Origin of the sequence: Turicibacter faecis, assembly GCF_037076425.1 — a bacterium.
Classification (GTDB): domain Bacteria; phylum Bacillota_I; class Bacilli_A; order MOL361; family Turicibacteraceae; genus Turicibacter; species Turicibacter faecis.
Window position 1 is genome coordinate 1,250,670 of the sequence record NZ_AP028127.1, and the last position, 19,878, is coordinate 1,270,547.

General features: G+C 36.0%; 19 protein-coding genes and 1 other annotated feature. Of the genes, 1 reads left to right on the forward strand and 18 read right to left on the reverse strand.

The features are described 5' to 3' along the window. Positions 1-144 precede the first annotated feature (144 nt). Together yqeH and AACH31_RS05980 are read right to left on the reverse strand one after the other, a co-directional pair. Positions 145-1,254: a ribosome biogenesis GTPase YqeH gene (gene yqeH / locus AACH31_RS05975; RefSeq protein WP_338507372.1), complete on the reverse strand. Its 1,110-nt coding sequence runs from the start codon at positions 1,252-1,254 to the stop codon at positions 145-147. 16 nt (positions 1,255-1,270) lie between these two features. Beyond that, a complete protein-coding gene (locus AACH31_RS05980) occupies positions 1,271-1,792 on the reverse strand; it encodes a YqeG family HAD IIIA-type phosphatase (protein WP_161832531.1) in 522 nt (173 codons plus the stop codon). A 164-nt stretch (positions 1,793-1,956) separates the two neighbouring features. On the opposite strand from AACH31_RS05980, the gene sigK reads away from it, so the two are divergent. Beyond that, positions 1,957-2,646: an RNA polymerase sporulation sigma factor SigK gene (sigK, locus tag AACH31_RS05985; protein ID WP_161832530.1), complete on the forward strand. Its 690-nt coding sequence runs from the start codon at positions 1,957-1,959 to the stop codon at positions 2,644-2,646. 33 nt (positions 2,647-2,679) lie between these two features. Here sigK and AACH31_RS05990 read toward each other — a convergent pair whose 3' ends face one another. From AACH31_RS05990 to mnmA, 16 genes are all read right to left on the reverse strand, one after another. Beyond that, a complete protein-coding gene (locus AACH31_RS05990; protein WP_262951029.1) occupies positions 2,680-4,602 on the reverse strand; it encodes an NAD(+) synthase in 1,923 nt (640 codons plus the stop codon). A 3-nt stretch (positions 4,603-4,605) separates the two neighbouring features. Further along, complete coding sequence (gene nadD, locus AACH31_RS05995; protein ID WP_161832528.1) at positions 4,606-5,187, reverse strand: nicotinate (nicotinamide) nucleotide adenylyltransferase; 582 nt, start codon at positions 5,185-5,187, stop codon at positions 4,606-4,608. Positions 5,188-5,297: 110 nt separating this feature from the next. Continuing rightward, the gene (mtnN, locus tag AACH31_RS06000) at positions 5,298-5,987 is read right to left on the reverse strand and encodes a 5'-methylthioadenosine/S-adenosylhomocysteine nucleosidase (RefSeq protein WP_161832527.1); all 690 of its coding nucleotides are present in this window, start codon (positions 5,985-5,987) and stop codon (positions 5,298-5,300) included. 59 nt (positions 5,988-6,046) lie between these two features. Next, complete coding sequence (gene greA, locus AACH31_RS06005; protein ID WP_161832526.1) at positions 6,047-6,517, reverse strand: transcription elongation factor GreA; 471 nt, start codon at positions 6,515-6,517, stop codon at positions 6,047-6,049. A gap of 211 nt (positions 6,518-6,728) precedes the next feature. Next, on the reverse strand, positions 6,729-7,349 hold the full coding sequence (udk, locus tag AACH31_RS06010) for a uridine kinase (protein WP_161832525.1): 621 nt from the start codon (positions 7,347-7,349) through the stop codon (positions 6,729-6,731). 233 nt (positions 7,350-7,582) lie between these two features. Beyond that, positions 7,583-8,848: a peptidase U32 family protein gene (locus AACH31_RS06015; RefSeq protein WP_161832524.1), complete on the reverse strand. Its 1,266-nt coding sequence runs from the start codon at positions 8,846-8,848 to the stop codon at positions 7,583-7,585. An 18-nt stretch (positions 8,849-8,866) separates the two neighbouring features. Continuing rightward, complete coding sequence (locus AACH31_RS06020; protein WP_262953752.1) at positions 8,867-9,802, reverse strand: peptidase U32 family protein; 936 nt, start codon at positions 9,800-9,802, stop codon at positions 8,867-8,869. A gap of 293 nt (positions 9,803-10,095) precedes the next feature. Continuing rightward, a complete protein-coding gene (locus AACH31_RS06025) occupies positions 10,096-10,764 on the reverse strand; it encodes an O-methyltransferase (protein WP_338507363.1) in 669 nt (222 codons plus the stop codon). A gap of 13 nt (positions 10,765-10,777) precedes the next feature. Then, positions 10,778-11,875, reverse strand: coding sequence for an endolytic transglycosylase MltG (mltG, locus tag AACH31_RS06030; protein WP_262953750.1), 1,098 nt, complete (start codon positions 11,873-11,875; stop codon positions 10,778-10,780). A 70-nt stretch (positions 11,876-11,945) separates the two neighbouring features. Next, a complete protein-coding gene (locus AACH31_RS06035) occupies positions 11,946-12,242 on the reverse strand; it encodes a DUF1292 domain-containing protein (RefSeq protein ID WP_161832520.1) in 297 nt (98 codons plus the stop codon). A 23-nt stretch (positions 12,243-12,265) separates the two neighbouring features. Further along, positions 12,266-12,697, reverse strand: a complete 432-nt coding sequence (ruvX, locus tag AACH31_RS06040; RefSeq protein ID WP_161832519.1) for a Holliday junction resolvase RuvX — start codon at positions 12,695-12,697, stop codon at positions 12,266-12,268. Further along, on the reverse strand, positions 12,694-12,963 hold the full coding sequence (locus tag AACH31_RS06045; protein ID WP_317452439.1) for an IreB family regulatory phosphoprotein: 270 nt from the start codon (positions 12,961-12,963) through the stop codon (positions 12,694-12,696). The genes ruvX and AACH31_RS06045 overlap by 4 nt, the downstream gene beginning before the upstream one ends. Positions 12,964-13,025: 62 nt before the next feature. Next, a complete protein-coding gene (gene alaS / locus AACH31_RS06050) occupies positions 13,026-15,647 on the reverse strand; it encodes an alanine--tRNA ligase (RefSeq protein WP_338617202.1) in 2,622 nt (873 codons plus the stop codon). Positions 15,648-15,690: 43 nt separating this feature from the next. Continuing rightward, positions 15,691-15,894: a binding site (T-box leader), on the reverse strand. A gap of 121 nt (positions 15,895-16,015) precedes the next feature. After that, on the reverse strand, positions 16,016-16,183 hold the full coding sequence (locus AACH31_RS06055) for a hypothetical protein (RefSeq protein WP_202618787.1): 168 nt from the start codon (positions 16,181-16,183) through the stop codon (positions 16,016-16,018). Between the two features lie 81 nt (positions 16,184-16,264). Beyond that, complete coding sequence (gene recD2 / locus AACH31_RS06060; RefSeq protein WP_338617205.1) at positions 16,265-18,691, reverse strand: SF1B family DNA helicase RecD2; 2,427 nt, start codon at positions 18,689-18,691, stop codon at positions 16,265-16,267. 15 nt (positions 18,692-18,706) lie between these two features. Continuing rightward, the gene (mnmA, locus tag AACH31_RS06065; protein WP_338617208.1) at positions 18,707-19,840 is read right to left on the reverse strand and encodes a tRNA 2-thiouridine(34) synthase MnmA; all 1,134 of its coding nucleotides are present in this window, start codon (positions 19,838-19,840) and stop codon (positions 18,707-18,709) included. Between the last annotated feature and the right edge of the window lie 38 nt (positions 19,841-19,878).

Here is a 19,878-nt window from a genome sequence, read left to right on the forward strand (position 1 = left end):
CTATTTTATCTACATAGTCTCCGATATTCTTTATAAAAAGAAGACTCGGCAATAATGAATAAACTATTTCTAATTGAGTAATCACCCTTAACGGGTTCATTATACCATCGTTTAAGACAATTGCGCCTTTTAGATGAACTTTTTTTAAATCAGTGAAGGTCTAACTAATACACCGACACCCTTTGGCGCATAGACCGTTATTTCCTGGCCTGCCCCCATTAAAGTTATCCATCCTAGTCCTGAAATAACGAGGTCCGTTTTTTCTTTCCCGATATGGTACACATGTTTTTCCATCGCAGCAACACCGTTGGATGTTTCAACAATAGGTTTTAAGACATTTCCTGCCTGTGTTTGCCATAGGGAATCTGCTTTTTCTAATTTTGTACGATGAATATGCAAAGCATTTGAAAAATGAGTAATAAAAGAAGTACGCTCGCCTTTAACAAAATCCATTCGGGCTAAGCCACCAATAAACAGTGTTTGTTTTGGATTTAATTGGTAAACACCTGCTTTGATTTCTTTTTTAGGAGTAATTTCCTTCAAAACTTTAGGTGAGACATAATGAGCTAATTGGTGTTCGTTAATAATCCCCGGAGTATCAATAATTGATGTTTTTTCATCCAGAGGAATTTCAATAATATCTAATGTTGTCCCTGGAAAATGGGATGTTGTTATAACATCGTCTCGCTCTTCCGTAAATCGTTTAATAATGCGATTCACAAGCGTTGACTTTCCAACATTTGTACACCCAACAATATAAACATCTCGTCCCTTACGATATTTTTCAATCATTTCCATTAACTCATCAATTCCTAGTCCTTTTGCAGCACTTACTAATGCAACGTCTAGTGGCTTTAATCCAATTTCCTTTAATGAGCGTCGCATCCAATGATTTAGTTTTGTTTTATTTACTGATTTAGGTAATAAATCAACTTTATTTCCTACTAATAAGATATCATTTCCATTAATATGACGTGATATTCCTGCAACCATACTTCCTGAAAAATCAAAAATATCAACAATATTTATAACAAGCGCATCTGATTCTCCGACTTTTTGTAAAATTTTCAAAAAGTCGTCGCTTGTTAATGAAACATCTTGTACTTCATTATAATGTTTTAATTTAAAACAGCGTTGACAGTAAATGAATTGCCGATCCATTTTCTCAATACTTGATTTAGGTGTATAGCCTATCTCCTTAGAATTTATTGTTTGAATGGTTGCTCCACAACCAATACATTTTAATTCTTCCATAAAATCCTCCTCGATATTAGTCTAAATACGGTGGAGTTGGTAATTGACGTTTCTTTAGCCTTTTCACGACAAGCTTTTCGAGTTGACGATTTAGCTTCGTCGAACTTTCATCCGAATGTAGATGCACGGGTTCGACTAAAATCATATATAAACCAAGACGTTTAGCGACTAAGACATCCGTCATCAATTGGTCTCCAATCATTACGACTTGTGAGCGATCGTATTGTTTTAAAATTCGGCTCAATTTAACTTTTAATGGTTTCAATGCCTTATGATGAGCAGCTTTAATTTTTAAATCTTTTGCAAAGTATGCGACACGATCTTTGTTATTATTCGATACAATTATAACCTCAAATCCTAACTGTTTTGCCTCATCAAAAAATTTCAAAATTTCAGGTGTTGGGGCTTTGACAGTTGCTCCTACTAATGTATTATCAAGATCCGTTAAGATAACACGCTTTCCATCTTCCTTTAATTTCATCAAATCTATTTGGAATATATTTTTTACATATTCATCTGCTACAAAATAACGAATCAAAAAAAACTCCCCTTTCATACTTCAATACTATTGACCACAAAATCGAATGACATTTTTCTACGTATTCATTTCATTTTATCATAAATTCACAATAGTTTTAAGTCTATCGACAGAAAGTTACGCATATAATCTACTAAGTCAATCCACGAGGGAGGTTCTTGCTTATGTTTTTGTTTCAATTTATCGCCTCACTCTTCTCAAACCTTGTACCATTAGTTGGTGCGATTAATAACCAGGCCTTTCCTAGCCCATTAACAGCTGAGGAGGAAAAATATTATCTTGAACAAATGGCTAACGGAGACAAAGAGGCACGTGAGAAGTTAATCGAACATAACTTAAGACTAGTAGCTCACATTGTTAAAAAGTATCAAAATCAAAACGATGATAAAGAAGACCTTATTTCTATTGGTACCATTGGTCTTATTAAAGCCATTGACTCCTATTCACCTGATAAAGGAACAAAATTAGCCACTTATGCTGCACGTTGCATTGATAATGAGATTCTAATGCTATTTCGTTCATCCAAGAAATCAAGAAACGATGTTTCATTATATGACCCGATTGGTTTTGATAAAGAAGGAAACGAAATTTGTCTCATTGACGTTGTCAAAGATAATGGTATGAGTATTAATGACGTTGTCATTCAACAAATGGATTTGGAAAAAATCGAAAAAAACTTAGATCAACTTACCGAACGTGAACGAGATATAATTGTTCGAAGATTTGGCCTTGGCCATCATCAAGAAGAAACACAACAGGAAATTGCTAACTCCTACGGAATTTCCCGAAGTTATGTTTCACGAATTGAAAAGCGCGCACTTTTAAAACTGTACCGTGAATTTATTAAAAACTAAAGACGGGAAAAGGGGATAAGTATCCCCTTTTTCCTATAGTCGACGACGATAGTCTGCATCTGATGGCATACGCCAATCCGTCCGTGGAGAAAGAGAAATATCTAATACTTTAGGTCCGTCCGGCATAGCTGAACGTTTAAATTGTTGAGAGTAAAAACGACGATAGAAAATCTGTAAATATTCTAATAATTTTTCTTCAGAAAACTCGTCTTTAAATGCTTCTTTCATTAAGAGATAAATACGATCTTCTGTATCCCCGTTATTAAGCATATGATATAAAATAAAGTCATGAATTTCATATTTACCAATAATCTCTTCCGTATGTTGTGGCGTGTCAATTAATTCTGGTGAAATCGGAGTATCTAACACATCGGCCAATGTTTCTTGCAATAATTTTGCATCTTCTTCATTCATTGTTAATTCCTCTGATTGAAGGCACATAAACTGTTTAACCATAAACTTGACTAGTGTTTTAGGAATCCCTGCATTAATTGCATACATAGACATTTGGTCTCCATTATAAGTACACCACCCTAAGGCTAATTCGGACATATTTCCCGTTCCTAAAACTAAACCATTCATTTTATTCGCTAAATTCATTAAAATATTAGTCCGTTCGCGAGCCTGTGCATTTTCGTAAGTAATATCAATTTCTTTAGGATCATGACCAATCGTTTCAAAATGAGATAGGACAGATTCTCTTAAATCAATATCATGATGTGTAACTCCTAACACTTTCATTAATTGGTTAGCATTTTGATTTGTTCGTTGAGATGTTCCGAATCCTCTAATAGTATAAGCCATAATATTTTTACGTGGTATCTCAAGGAGGTCAAATGTTTTAGCCGCCAATAATAAAGCAAGAGTTGAGTCTAACCCACCAGATACACCAATTAAAACTTTATCCAATTTAGTGTGCTCAATTCGTTTAGCTAATCCTGCCATTTGAATATTCATCATCTCTTCAAATGCATCTTTTAAATCATTTTTTGGAACAAATGGAGTAGGATCAATGGTTTGTTCAAATTTATAGTGTTTATTTTCAACAAGATTAAATGGAATGTGCTTTATATAATCCATATTATCTTCTGCACTTTGTCTAAAAGAAGACGAGCGACGACGATCAAACTGAATATTAGAAATATCTAAATCAGCAAACATAACATTTAAATCTTCGCGTGAAAACATGTCTGATTCAGCTAATAATGTTCCATTCTGGGAAATTAAACTATGGCCACCAAAGACCCCGTCCGTCGTTGACTCGTACACTCCAGATGAACAATAAATATAACCTGCAGCAAGTTTTAAACTTTGAATACGAACTAAATCTTTACGAGTTTTACTTTTTAAGTAAACCTCATTACTCGTTGATAAATTTAAAATAACGTCTGCTCCATTCAACGCTAAACGTTGACTTGGAGACGAGGGAACCCATAAATCTTGGCAAATTTCTACACCAAATGAAATTCCTGATTGATGATGATCAAAAATAAGTGATCCAAATGGAACTTTACGACCTAAAAACTCGATTTCATCATAATGTTTAACAATTTCATACCCGCGTGTAAACCAACGCTCTTCATAAAATTCCATGTCATTTGGAAGATAAAACTTTGGAATAATTCCTAAAATCTTATCCTTTTGGATGACAATAGCACAGTTATATAAATTTCTATGAATTGAAATTGGTGCCCCGACCGCGCACACCCCTTCAAACGGATTATTTATTAATAAGTGTTCAATGGCCGTTTTAACATCTTGCAATAAATATTCTTGAAATAATAAGTCTTGGCAAGTATATCCGCAAATAGATAGCTCCGGAAATACTAAAATTCCTGCTTGGTGATCTTGGGCTACTTGTAACGCCCTTAACATCACATCTACATTTGCCATCGGATCTCCTACTGAAACTTTCGGCGATGAAGTCGCCACTTTTAAAAATCCATGATAAAACATGAATTATTCACCTCTTCCATATAATTGATGTCTTTTAATATAATCGTCGACTGATTCCAATACTAAATCGGTACGATTAGGGTTTTCTCGATACATCGTTGATGAGATATCACGTTGATGAAAAGCATCTAGAACTATAAAACGGTCTTTAAAAGATGGGAATTGATTACTAATCAGTTGATTTACCTCAATATCATCACGTTTAAAGACAATTAATTTAAATGTTTTCATAAGTTGTTCATACTGAAACCAGTTCGGTAAATCTTTTAAATTATCTGCACCGATAATAAAGGCAATCTCCTCTTCTGGATATTTTTTTTGTAGTTGACTTAATGTTTCATAGGTCGTCAACACTTTTTCCGACTGAACTTCGATTAAAGATACAGAAGCCTGTGGTAATTTTTCACACAACAATTCTAACATCGCAACTCGATGCTTTGCCGTAATTAACCCTCTTTTAGGATAAGCGTCCCCCACCGGTAAAAAATAGAATTTTTTACAGAAGTTTTGTTTTAAAATGTGCATTGCTATTTCATAATGTGCGATGGTGGGAGGATTAAAGGATCCGCCAAAAACAACAATCATTAATTATCACTCCTCTTTTCACTTCACTTTATTATGAACCAAATATTATTTTTCATCCAAGGAACTGAAAAGAAAACAATCGCATTTAAATGGCGATTGTTTCCCCTAATTTAAATCATTGATACAAGTTCAGATACCATCTCTGAAGATTCTTTCGCAGCTACTGTTAGAAACTCATTAAAAGAAATATGTGATTCTTTTCCGGCAATATCTGATAACGCACGAACAATTATAAAAGGTTTTTCATAATGATGGCAAACTTGTGCAACAGCTGCTGCCTCCATTTCAATTGCAATCACAGACGGGCAATTTTTTTTAATCAATTCCATTTGATCTAAACGATTAATAAAAGAATCACCTGTTCCAATTGTTCCTAACCAATAATTTTTCCCGATTTTATCCAGAATAGATTCCACTTTTTTCACTAATGAAACATTCGATTCATAAATTGCGGGCATTCCCGGGACCTGCCCATAGGCATAATTAAATCCAGTGACATCTACATCATGATATAATGTTCCTGTTGAAATCACAACATCTCCTATATTTGCTTCCTCATGTAACCCCCCCGCTGATCCTGTATTAATTACATAATCAATATTATAATGTTCAAATAGTAATGTTGTCGCAATGGCGACATTGACTTTCCCTATACCACTTTTTAACAATACAACCTCACGATGATTTAATTTTCCTTTTGTAAATTCTACATGAGCAATTGTTCTAACCTCTTCAACTTCCATTGCATCACGTAATAATGCCACTTCTTCTTCCATTGCACCAATAATTGCAATTGTCATGATTTTCAACCACCTTTTAAAATTTAATAAAAAAGAGCTGCTTTGAGGCAGCTCGGGTTTTATCGGACATTTACGATTGCAATCGTTAAGACACCTTTAGGTGTAGAAACAACTGCCGTGTCACCTTGACGTTTTCCCATTAATGCTTGTGCAATAGGTGATTCATTTGAAATTTTTAAATCAAATGGATTGGCCTCTGCACTACCTACGATTTTATATGTTACCTCTTCTTTTGTTGCATCATCGCGGTATGTTACCGTTGACCCAATCGTAATAACGTCGCTTCCTTCATCCGATTCAATAACAACGGCATTCTTTAAAATATATTGTAATTCTTGAATGCGCTCGTAAACCATTGCTTGTTCTTCACGTGCAGCATCATACTCAGCATTTTCCGAAAGGTCCCCTTGAGCACGTGCTTCTTGTAACTTAACTTTAATTTCTTCCATTCGCACCTGCGTTAGGTGATCTAATTCATCTTGAAACTTTTTAATCCCCTCAAGGGTTAAATGTTGTTGTTTTTCTTTCATTAAAAATTCCTCCGAATCAATTGAAACCAGTAAGATTGATTATTTCAACTATATATTATACATGAACTTCATAATTTAGTAAATATTATACCATTAATCAAATTGAGGTGTACAATTGTTAAGTTAATGTCTTATTTATTATTCCATTTTAAGGATAAATCATACTATTTTTTTCAATTTTAAAAAGTAGTTTATAATTTTTTCATTCTTTCTATGCGCTTAAAATACTATTGATTTTTGTAATTAGTAAGTCTAAAGCTACTGCATTAGTTTTACCGTCAGGTACAATAATATCCGCATATTTTTTCGTAGGTTCAACAAATTCTTGGTGCATTGGTTTAACGGATTCTATATATTGAGCAATCACTGAGTCAATGGTACGTCCACGTTCTGTTGTATCTCTTAATAAACGTCGAATAAATCGGATATCATCATCACTTTCTACAAAGATTTTGATATCTAATAATTCACGGATTTTCACATCTTCTAAAACAAATAATCCTTCCACAATAATAATTTTTGTTGGATCAATTTTTTCAGTCACGTCGCTACGTGTATGCTGAGTATAATCATAAACAGGTTTCTCAATTGAATAACCAAGCATTAACTTTTTTAAATGTGTGACAAGTAATTCATTGTCCATTGAAAGAGGATGATCATAGTTTGTCTTAATTCTTTCCTCCATGGTCATATGACTTTGATCATTATAATAATCATCTTGTCGTAACAATGTAATCGTGCGATCTGAAAAAGCGTCATATAAAATACGTGAAACACTTGTTTTACCTGAAGCTGTTCCTCCAGCAACGCCAATAATTAATGGTTTATTCATCTTTCTCTACCTCATTTATAACAATATTTTTAAAAAAAGATTGGACCGATTTTCTAATCAGAGAATCAAATATCCTATCTTTTTTTTAGTATTTTCTATTCAACATCTTTCAATTCCAAATACGTAGTATACACTATCTTTTTTCAAAATTCAACAATATTTTTACCGAATTCTGTCTTTAATCCTCGGAATATCTTGACAAAAAGCCATAGTTTTTAACTATGGCTTTTTTATTATTTAACGTGTTTTCTCATCATATCGTTTTTATAAACTTTAAAAGGCACCTTGAATTTTAGCACTTGTTTTGGATGCCTAGCTACTTCTAACGCCTCACCACGTTCATCAAATAATTCTTCAATCGTCATAACCTGTGTCTTAATTTTAGGACCGAAAAATTCAACGACTTCACCTTTTTTAAAGTGATTTCGCTGTTGAAGTGTAACTTCTTGTGTTTGTTCATTATAATCAAGGACTAATCCAATAAACTCTTGGGTTGGATGTTCATCTCTATTATTAAACATTTGCTCCTCATGAGACGGAATTCCTTCAAAAAAGGCCGGCGCAGTTTCGCGATTTGCACATTTTGAGAGTTCCACTAATAAGTCTTCATCAAACACAAAATGATCCGGATCTTCACAGTATAAATCAATTAATTTACGGTAAGTACTTACTACGGTAGCAACGTAATGGATCGACTTCATACGCCCTTCAATTTTTAAACTATCAATCCCTAGCTCGATCATCTCGGGAACTGAGCGTAATAAATTTAAATCTTTTGGACTCATGGCAAACTTAATCTCGTCCTCATTAAATAAATGTGTCATCTCATTACCTTCATTTTTTACAAGGTCGTATTCCCAACGGCAAGACTGACAACAACCTCCACGATTAGAATCACGGGCAGTCATATGATTAGATAGTGTGCAACGCCCTGAATAAGCTATACACATGGCACCATGAACAAATGCCTCAATTTCAACATCTGTTTGATCCATAATCTCTTTAATTTCTTCCTTTGTCGTTTCACGAGCTAATACAACACGATGAAGTCCTTCCTGTTCCCAGAACTTAACTGCCATAACATTCATTGTTGATTGTTGCGTACTTAAATGAACCTCAACATTTGGTGCCACTCGTTTACATGTTTCAATAATTAATGGGTCCGCTACAATAATACCTGCCACACCAATTTCTCCAAGTGCAGTTAAATACTCTTCTAGCCCCTCCATATTCTCATTATGAGCAATAATATTCGTTGTAATATAAATTTTAGCTCCATATGGCTTGGCAAATTCTACGCCCTCACGAATTTCTTCTAATGAAAAGTTTTGAGCGTTTGAACGTAGTCCGAATTCTCGCCCACCGATAAAAACAGCATCGGCCCCATATACAACTGCAATCTTAAGCTTTTCAAGGGAACCTGCTGGCGCGAGTAACTCCGGTTTCTTTACAATCACACGTTTTCCATCCACGATGGCTGATACCTTCTGTCTTGCCATAATTACGTACTCCTCTCTCTATTTATTTTTATAAATTGACGGTTTATAGAAAAAGCCACGATCAAGTAATCGAGATACCGGTTGAATTTCTTCCATTTTTTTATACAATGCGCGTCCCACTTGGTTATATTTTGCTGGGTCCTCACAAAATAAATCGATTGCAAAACGATAAGCTTGTGTCACCGACAATAAATATTCACGAGATTTTAAAATTCCGTCCACTCTTAAAGCATCTACACCCGCTTCAATAAACTCAGCCAAGTCGTCGATCATACACACGTCACTTCCATTGAAAATATGTGTACCTTGGCCATCCTCAAATACCGGATAATATAGTTGGCGCTCTGGATCAAAAAGTTGCAACCCTTGCTCACGTGACTGAACCTTTTCAACGATTTGCCCTTGGAACTTCAAGTAATTTCCAACTAAATGGCGTCGCGATTGAAACATACAAATAGCACCATGTACTAAAATTTCAATCTCACCTTTCGCATGATCTTTAGTTTCAATAACCGAATGCTTCATAATTTCAGGTGCTAAAATCGTGCGGTTTACTCCACGGTCATACCAGTAATTAACTGTAAAATAGTTTGTTCCAAGCGTTTCACTACTCCAGTGTAGTGTCATGTGAGGCATAATTTCCCTAGCAAGCATATATGCCCCAGGATCCGAAAAGCGTAAAGCATCAATCTCCCATTTTTTAAGCTCCTCAAGATAGATTCTCAATTCCTTCAATAGGGCATTGGTCATGATCGCATTAATAGCTACGTAAACCTTTTTATGATGACGTTTAATTAATTGAACCGCTTCATATAATTCATCTTTATTAAAATAACCTGCTAAACGCAACCCAAACTTTTCATCACCGATAATAAACGCATCCGCACCGGCTTCGATTAAGGGTTCAATCTCATCAAAATGATGAGGCGTCACAACTAACTCTGGTTTTTTCATCTTATCAACTCACTTTATTATACTAACTTTCAACTTCATCTTTGTTTTCCATATCAGATCTTTCATGATGATTATAAGGGCAAAAGAACCTCTACCCCTTCCTTCTTTTAACATCATGAATCACACATCATTAGGAACACAATTTTCTCCCGCATCTTACTTTTCAACATAAATTTGTTCTAAAACAAATGTGAGATGCATATCTATGATTATAAACTACTTACTTTTTTTTTGCACTTATTTTGGCTTATTTTGTTTAGAATACTGACTTATTCACTAAAAAACACCGCAAACTAGCAGTGTTCTTTCAAAATTTCTTTGTTTTTCTTCATGCTAATGGCAACGCCATCTCCAATTGGTAATAATAAGGTATCATACCCTTCATGTTGTGCTAACCACTCATTGTATCTATTAATCTTACGAACCAACTGTTTCAAATTTCGACTTTGCTTTTGTTGATTATCAAAAATGTGACCGTGGAAGATTAAATTATCGCTAATAATCATTCCATCTTCTTTCAATAAAGGTTCATATTTTTCAAAAAACTTTTGATACTGCGCTTTAGCCGCATCAATAAAAATCACATCATATTGTAATATAGGAAGTTGATTATTTTCAATTTCTAGTGCATCTGCCTCGATTAAAACTACCTGGTTTCCAATAGACGCGCGTTCATGATAAGACACTGCTTCTTGATAACGAACAGGATCTCGCTCAATACTAACAATTTTCGTATGTGGTAAATGTCTAGCCATCATAAGTGAGGAGTACCCAATGGCCGTTCCAATTTCTAAAATAGCTGACGGATTTTTAATTCTTAACAATTGAAGCATCAATTCAAGGCCTTGTTCCTGAATGATTGGTACGTGATGATCCTCAGCGTACTTTTTCATTTCAATTGAAAGATCATCATGAATAATGGTCTTAAAACGACTCATAAGTTGTAATAATTGTTCATTCATTACCTTCTTCTCCTTACTGCTGTCGACATACATTTGTCCCTGCCTCATATGAAGGGAGTAGATATGCGCGATAAAAATTCATGTGTTCCTCATAGGTTTCAAAGAAGTGGGTTTTCCCGTCCACACAACCAAACATATCCGCTATAAAGAATAAATAAGAATGACTTACCGGTTGTAAGACAGCCTTAACGGCATCAATCGATGGATTGCTCACCGGTCCAATAGGTGCACCTGGCGTCACATATGTATTATACGGTGATTGCACACGTGTCATTGCCTCTGTCACTCGTACCGCATGTTCATCTAATGCATATAAAACCGTCATATCGCTTTGTAAGTACATTCCCGAATTGATCCGATTAAAAAAGACACCCGCTACCATTGGCATTTCCTCCGTGTTTTGGGTCTCCCCCTCAACAACGGATGCTAAAGACATAACCTCATGTATACTTAAGGGGCTCGTTTCAAATAATTCACGGATAGGATCTAGTTTCTTTTGGGTCACATCAAGCATCTGACGTGTTAGTTCATCCACGGTATATGCTCCTTTTGAAAATGAGTAAGTAATCGGATAAATATACCCCTCAAGTGGATATTTTATTCCGTCTTTTAAAATATCCTCGGTTAAAAACCAATAATCATTAATCAGCTGATTTATATACTCTGAATTTTTCCACTCGGTTAATAAGTCTTCCGCAGTCAAGGAAACCAGTGGTGATACATTCGCTGCGACGTATTCTAAATCATACCCCTCAGGGATTGTCACTTTAACACTATCGGGTTCCACGACGAGCCCTTTTTCAAATTTTTGATACATTTGCTCAAGCGTCATTGATGGTGTTAACTCATACTCTCCCGCTTGGATATGAGACCAATCATGAAGACGTACAAGTAAATCGGCCATTTTCGGATGTTTAATCAGCCCAAACGCTGCTAACTGTCGATTAACTTTCTTCGTTGTTGTTCCAGGCTCAATTGTATAATTAATCACTGTGTTATCTTGGGAATTGAAAGGTTTAACGGTTGCCTGGTATAAGTAACCTCCATATAAAACGGCAACCAATAAAACGATACATACACCCCAAGTAAAAACACGTACAGCTTTTCCCATTCGTTTTCACCTCTAAAATAAGCAGTGTAAGAGTGGAGGCATCCTCCATTCCTACACTGCTTTTTATCAATTATTCTGCACTTTCAGCCTCTTCGTCAGCTAAAAATGTATTAATTACTTCTTCAATCATATCCCATTCTGCATCTGTTTCTACAGGTAATAATTCTCCACCTTCGTTATTATTACTTGGAATATAAGCTGAAACATGTAAATCAACATTTCCATCAGCATCCTCGTGCTCTGCCCCTACTGGGTAGTAAACGACATATGATTTATTATAGTCATCTGAATCAAATGTAAATAAAATTTCACATAATAATTCATTTCCGTTTTCGTCAATAACTGTTAATTGATTTTCATCTAACATTGTTAACACCTCTTATTTTATTATTACACGAATGAACGTGCCTGGCTTGAATCCAGATAGCTTTGTAAAATGATGGTTGCAGCCATTTTATCAACAACTTTTTTACGTTTCCCACGACTTACATCCGCTTGGATTAATACGCGTTCAACTTGCATCGTCGTTAGCCGTTCATCCCATAAAATTACTGGAACGCTTGTTGCCTCCTCAAGTTTTTTAGCAAACTCTTGTGTCGCCTGACCGCGCTCTCCGATTGAACCATTCATGTTTTTAGGCAGTCCTAAAACGATTTTTGAAACATGTTGTGTTTTTACTAATTGTTGAACGTGTAAAATTGCTTTTTTATAATGATTCTCTTCAAAACGGAACGTTTCGACCCCGTGGGCCATCATACCTAATGCATCACTAATCGCGATACCTAACGTACGTGTTCCTAAATCTAATCCAAGTGTTTTCATTTTCTTGTTTCAACAAACTTTTCTAATAAAACTTCTAAGATTTCATCACGTTCAATTTGTTGGATTTTATTACGTGCTCCCTGATAACTTGAAATATATGCAGGGTCTCCTGAAATCAAGTATCCAACCACTTGATTAATGGGGTTATATCCTTTTGTTTTTAATGCCTCAAAGACATCGACTAAAATTAACTCAACTGTTTCATTTTGATTTAATTTATCCTCAAGTGCCTCATTTAGCATCATCGTATGATTTGAGATCATCATATTCACCACCCATAAATAGTCCTTAATCCTATTTTACAATATTGCATTGAGGATGAAAAGAACTATAAGTTATTTTTTAACCATTCGTCAACGCTTAATAAGGCATCTGCAATTTTAGTGATATCTTTAGCTCCAGCTTGTGCCATATCTGGACGGCCACCACCACCACCGCCGCAAACGCTTGCTACTTCCTTAACAATTTTACCAGCATGAACACCTTGTTTAACATAGTCTGCCGTTACCCCACAAGAAATAGCTACTTTTCCTTCTGAGGCACTTGCTAAAACGATAACGGCTGAATCTAATTGTTGTTTAAACTCATCCACCATTTGACGAAGATGATTCATATCTACGTCCATTAATTGCGCTGTTAAAACCGTTAATCCATTAACCTCATGTGTATTATGAACAATTTCTTTCATTTTTAAATGCGATAATTTAGATTTTAATGATTCATTCTCACGATGAAGCTCTTTTACTTCGTCTAAAACTCCCGCAACTCGTTCTTCAAGTAGCGCCGGTTTCGTTTTAAGCGTTTCTGATACGTTTGTAAATCGTGTAATAAAGTGATTCATATATTCATATGCCGCCTGAGAGGTTACCGCTTCAATTCGACGCGTTCCGGCACCAATTCCAGATTCAGAAATAATTTTAAACAACCCAATTTCTGAAGTATTTGTGACGTGACATCCACCGCACAATTCGATGCTATACTCCCCAGCTTTAACGACACGTACAACATCTCCATATTTTTCACTAAATAAGGCCATTGCACCCATCGCCTTTGCCTCATCAATCGATTTTTCAAACACTTGAACTGGAAGTGAAGCCCAAATTTTTTCATTTACAATGGATTCGATACGTTGTAACTCTTCAGCCGTTAGACCTTGCATATTTGTGAAATCAAAACGTAAACGTCCAGCTGATACTAATGACCCCGCTTGATTCACATGATCACCAATTACATCTTTTAGTGCTTGATGTAATAAATGTGTCGCTGTATGGTTTTTCGTTAAAGCTAAGCGGTCATTCACCGTAATTGAGGACTTAACACGGTCATTTAAAGACAGGATTCCCTCAACGTTTATTGTGTGTAAGTGTTGACCATTCGGCGCCTTAATAACATCTTGCACTTCTACCGTTGCCTGTTGAGATACCATCGTTCCTCTATCAGCTACCTGCCCTCCACTTTCTGCGTAAAATGGCGTGCAATCTAAAATCACTTGACCTTGTCCCGATAATGACTCTACAACTTCACCATCTTTTAATAATAAAATCACTTGACCTTCTGATGTATATTGATCATATCCAACAAACGTCGATGATGTTTTAAAATTCATAAGCGCCTCATTTTGAGATTGCATACTTGCTACCTCTTCGCGAGCGTTACGTGCACGGTCTCGTTGAGCCTGCATCTCTTGATCAAACCCATCTTTATCAACACTAAAACCTGACTCTTCCGCATACTCTAATGTTAATTCATACGGGAATCCATACGTATCGTAAAGCATAAAGGCATCTTTCCCTGAGATAATTTTTGTCTTACTTTTCGCCATTAAATCATTTAAGATTTTTTCTCCATCAGCAAGTGTTTGACGGAAACGATCCTCTTCAGACTTAATCACCTTTTGAACGAGTTCAATTTTATCTAACACGTATGGATAATAATCTTTCATGATATCCGCTACAACAGGGACTAACTCATACATAAACGCACGATCAATTCCTAAATTTTTACCATAACGAACAGCGCGGCGAAGTAAACGACGTAAGACGTAACCTCTTCCTTCGTTTGAGAGTAACGCCCCATCAGCCACCGCAAATGTTACGGTTCTTACATGATCGGCAATAACTTTAAAAGCAACAGCCGTTTCATTCGTGTATTTCACACCTGAAATTTGTTCTGTTTTTTTGATAATTGGCATAAATAAATCGGTATCGAAATTAGTTTCTACCCCTTGTAAGACGCAAGCCATACGTTCAAGCCCCATCCCGGTATCTATATTTTGATTCGGAAGCAACGGATACTCACTACGATCTAATCCTTCTTTAGAATTAAATTGTGAAAAAACAATATTCCAAATTTCAATGTAACGATCATTTTCAATATCTTCCTCCAATAAACGGAGTCCAATATTTTCTGGATCATATTTTGGACCACGATCAAAGAAAATCTCTGTATTAGGACCACATGGACCTTCTCCAATTTCCCAGAAATTATACTCTAATTTCACGATATGTTCTGGTTTAACTCCAAGTTTAATCCATAAATCATACGTTTCTTTGTCACTTGGATACACCGTTACATAAAGTAAATCCTTATCAAAACCAAACCATTCTGGAGAAGTTAATAATTCCCATCCCCAAGTAACAGCCTCCTCACGGAAATAATCACCGATTGAAAAATTTCCCAACATTTCAAAGAATGTATGATGGCGCGCCGTTTTCCCTACATTTTCAATATCATTTGTACGAATTGATTTCTGTGCATTTGTAATTCGTGGGTTGTTTGGAATTTCACGCCCATCGAAGTACTTCTTTAACGCTGCGACCCCACTATTAATCCATAATAAAGTTGGATCATTTGCCGGAACTAATGATGCCCCTGGCTCGATCATATGCCCTTTAGATTTAAAGAAATTTAAATACATTGAGCGAATTTCTGAACCTGTCATATATTTCATCGTTTATCACCTCTTAAAATGAGTATAAAAAAAGCCCTTATAAATTAAGGACGATGTGAACGCGGTACCACCTTATTTTTGTTTTTATGAAAAAAACAACACTTAAAGGCGATAACGGTGCTAACCGATAGGTTTTACCTACACTCAAGAAGTAGCTTTCGAGTATTTTTCATTAGGGTTTATCTCAGCCTAGAAACCCCTCTCTGTGGAATTACAAATCTCTACTTTCTTCTATCAACATTTTGTTATTCGACTCTATTTTATCGATTTTACGTCAGAGTTTCAAGCTTTTTTTTATATTTCGTATAACTATCGATCAAAAAGTTTTTCATTTAATCTAAAAAGAGCCTCCCCTAAGGGAGGTTCTTTTAAAATGGCATCATATCATGAAAGTAATCTTGCCAACATCCAATATTTTTTCGATACTTTTTCATTTGACGTTGAAATTGTTTTTTATAATGACATGGGTCTTCTTGATAAGCTACTGTCACAATAAACACTAAAATAAATAATACTAGTAGAACTGCTTTTTTCACACCATTCACCTCACTTCAACATGATAGTTTTAGTTTGGTTCATTTTATTTTTTTTATGTTAATATTCAAAAAAAATTTATCCTACTCGTCCATAAAATCATAGGGCGTGACTCCTTCAAGTTCCACCTCATCCAAATATTCAAATGGAATTCCATGTTCCTTAAAGTACTCCTCAAATGGATTTGTAATCGTTGTGTGTTCCTTTTGCATTTCAAAGCGTAATTTTAACGTTGTTTGCCGTTCATCTCCCTCATTTTTTACCCCTTTATCCAATGCCAAATACTCCCCAATAATAATGAGAGATTTTTTTGCCCGAGTGATAGCAGTATAAATTAATTTTTTTTGAAGCATCACGTGATAGGCATGAGTCATTGGAAGGATGACAATCGGATACTCTGAACCTTGAGATTTGTGAACAGAAACACAATAAGCATGGGTTAAATTTTGCAAATCACCTTTTTTATAACTTACCTCTTTTGAATCAAAACACGCGATAAGCCGGTCTTCCTTCTCTTCATTTTCATTCTTATAAGAAATCCCGATAACTTCACCAACGTCGCCATTCATAACCCCCGTTTCAGGTTGATTAGATAGTTGTAATACTTTGTCACCAATCCGAAAAATTCGTTGACCGAATACCATCTCCCTTTTATTTGAATCATCAGGGGGATTAAAGATTGCCTGCAACATTTCATTAATCGCGTCAATTCCACATTCTCCACGATACATCGGAACTAACACCTGAACGTCGTTTGCCGTATACCCTTTTGAAAGTGCATTTTCAACAATCTTCTTCAAGTAAAGCGGTATTTGTTGATGTGGTGATTCAACATATAAACGATCTGTTTTTTTTTCTCTTAAGTCGTTTGGTAGCCGATTATTCTTTACGGCATGAGCTAACGCAATAATCGATGAATCTTGCGCCTGTCGGTGTACTGTTGTCAAACGCGTTAATGGAATGGCCCCACTTTCAATTAAATCCTTTAAAACTTGCCCTGGACCTACCGATGGCAATTGATTATCGTCTCCTACTAAAATGACTTGAGCACCCGTTTCAATACATTGAAACAGCTGAAAGGCAAGCAGTGTATCTAACATTGAACTCTCATCAATAATAATTAAATCATAATCTAATTGAGAAAACTCATCATGTTGAAAAACACCGTCAACACCATATCCAAGTAACCGATGAATAGTTGAGGCCTTTAATGTCGTCGTTTCCGTCATCCGCTTAGCAGCGCGCCCCGTCGGGGCAGCTAACGCAATTGGAAATTTCTTTTCAGAGGTTGCGTATTGGCTAGGGTCAAGTGTGATTTTATGTAGTAAGGAATAAGCCTTTAAAATTCCTTGTACCACTGTAGTTTTTCCAGTTCCAGGTCCCCCCGTAATAATACTAACCGGATATTTTAGAGCCATTTGAATAGCCTCTTCTTGTTCCTTCGAATACGTGATTGACATCTCCTTGACCAACCGTTTCATTACTTCCTCTAGTTCCTTATCATTAATCGAATCTTTTGTCTGTAACCTTAAAATCGATTCAACGATTCCCTTTTCACTATTTACGAGTAACGGAATAAATAAGAATTCGCCTTCAATATAAATTTTTTTCTTCTGGATAAGTGATTGAATTTGTTGATCAATCTGAGAAAAATCAAGAAGTTGAGCAGACTTTTGATTTAAATACTGAAGAGCACTTTGTACGAGTTGCTTATGATAGACATACGTATGCCCTCTTTGAATAGCGATTTGATCTAGTACATATAGAAGTGCGGCACGAATTCGACGTGGATCATCCAATGAAATACCTAATCTTTTTGCCAGTTCGTCTGCCCGTAAAAATCCGACTCCTTCAATATCCTCAATAAGCCGATAGGGGTTCTCTTTAATTATTTCTAACGCCTGGTATTGATAGCGTTTAAAAATTTTCATGACAAGTTTCGGACTTAAATCGTATCCATAAAGAGGAGCTAAAATTTGCTCAGTCCCCTGCTGATCAACCAACGTCGCATATAGCTTATCCGCCAATTTTTTTGATAGCTTAGGTACTTTCTCTAACGCTTCGCGATTGTTTAAAATCACATTAATCGCGTCGTCCCCAAGTGTTTCAACAATTTTTTCAGCCGTCTTTTGTCCGATCCCCTCAAAAATATCACTACTTAAGTAATGCACCAGAGAAGATTTCCCCCTAACCGCGATACTTTCGTAGGCATTCACCTGAAACTGCCACCCATACTTCGGATGTTTGATTAGATTCCCCTTAAATCGATACGTTTTGTTTTCTGTTAACTTAGGAAAATAACCCGATACCGTCACCTTGTAATAAGTTTTATTTTCCGTTAATCCAATCGCTTCACATACTTTTTCATCTACAACTTTGTACGCTAATTGAATTTGCTCCTCGGGACATTGGTGTTCGGTAACTATAATTGTCCCAATTGAGAAACCATTTTCTTCGTTAAAAAAGATTGAATCTAAAAATATACCTTGAATTGAGTTGACTTCTTCCATCAACGTCACCCTCTCTTAATACATTCGACGCTCACCGTCTTTAAAGGCTGCCTCGATACGTCCACCACCTAGGCATACATCCCCTAAATAAAAGACCGCTGCCTGTCCAGGGGTTACTGCACGAACCGGATCTAAAAGTCGAACCCTTAATAGTCCCCCTTCCATCCATTCAAGTTCAACTGGAACATCAGGTTGACGATAGCGGAATTTAGCCGTACATTTGAAAACACCTCTAAACTTCTCTGTTGGAATCCAGTTGACATTTGATACGTGTGCTTCATCCGCATAAACATATTCATTCTCAAAACCTTGACCCACGTATAAAATATTTTTTTCTAAATCTTTTCCAATAACAAACCAAGCATCACCTTTACCACCAATACCTAGCCCTTTTCTTTGCCCAATTGTATAATACATCAGTCCGATATGTTCACCTAAAACTTCCCCGTCTAATGTTTGCATTGTCCCAGGTTGTGCGGGTAAATAGTTTTGTAAAAATTGAGTGAAATTACGTTCACCAATAAAACAAACTCCTGTTGAATCCTTCTTTTTAGCCGTTGCTAAATCCAACTTTTCGGCAATTTCACGAACCTCAGACTTTTGTAATTCCCCGACTGGAAATAACGTTTTACTAAGCTGTGCTTGTGTTAATTGGCTTAAGAAGTACGTCTGGTCTTTGTTGTTATCAACCCCACGTAACATTCTCACCTCTTCGCCATGTTCAACACGCGCATAATGTCCCATAGCAATATAATCGCAGCCAAGCCCCATCGCATAGTCTAGAAAGGCTTTAAACTTCACTTCTTTATTACACATAATATCTGGATTCGGGGTGCGGCCCGCCTTATACTCGTCTAAGAAATACATAAAGACGCGATCCCAATACTCTTGAACAAAATCCACACGATGAAGTTTAATTCCTAACTGATCGGCGACTGCCTTAGCGTCCATATAATCTACTTCCTGTGGACAGACCGCATCATTAACGGTAGGATTTCCTAATACATCCGAATTTGCGGCACTATCCCAATTTCTCATAAAAACACCTTCGACATCATAACCTTGCTCTTTTAATAAGTACGCAGCAACTGACGAGTCAACACCACCTGACATTCCGACGATAACTTTTTTTCCTTTATTTAAACTCATTTTTGAAACCTCCAATTTTCTCATACTTTACTACGGTT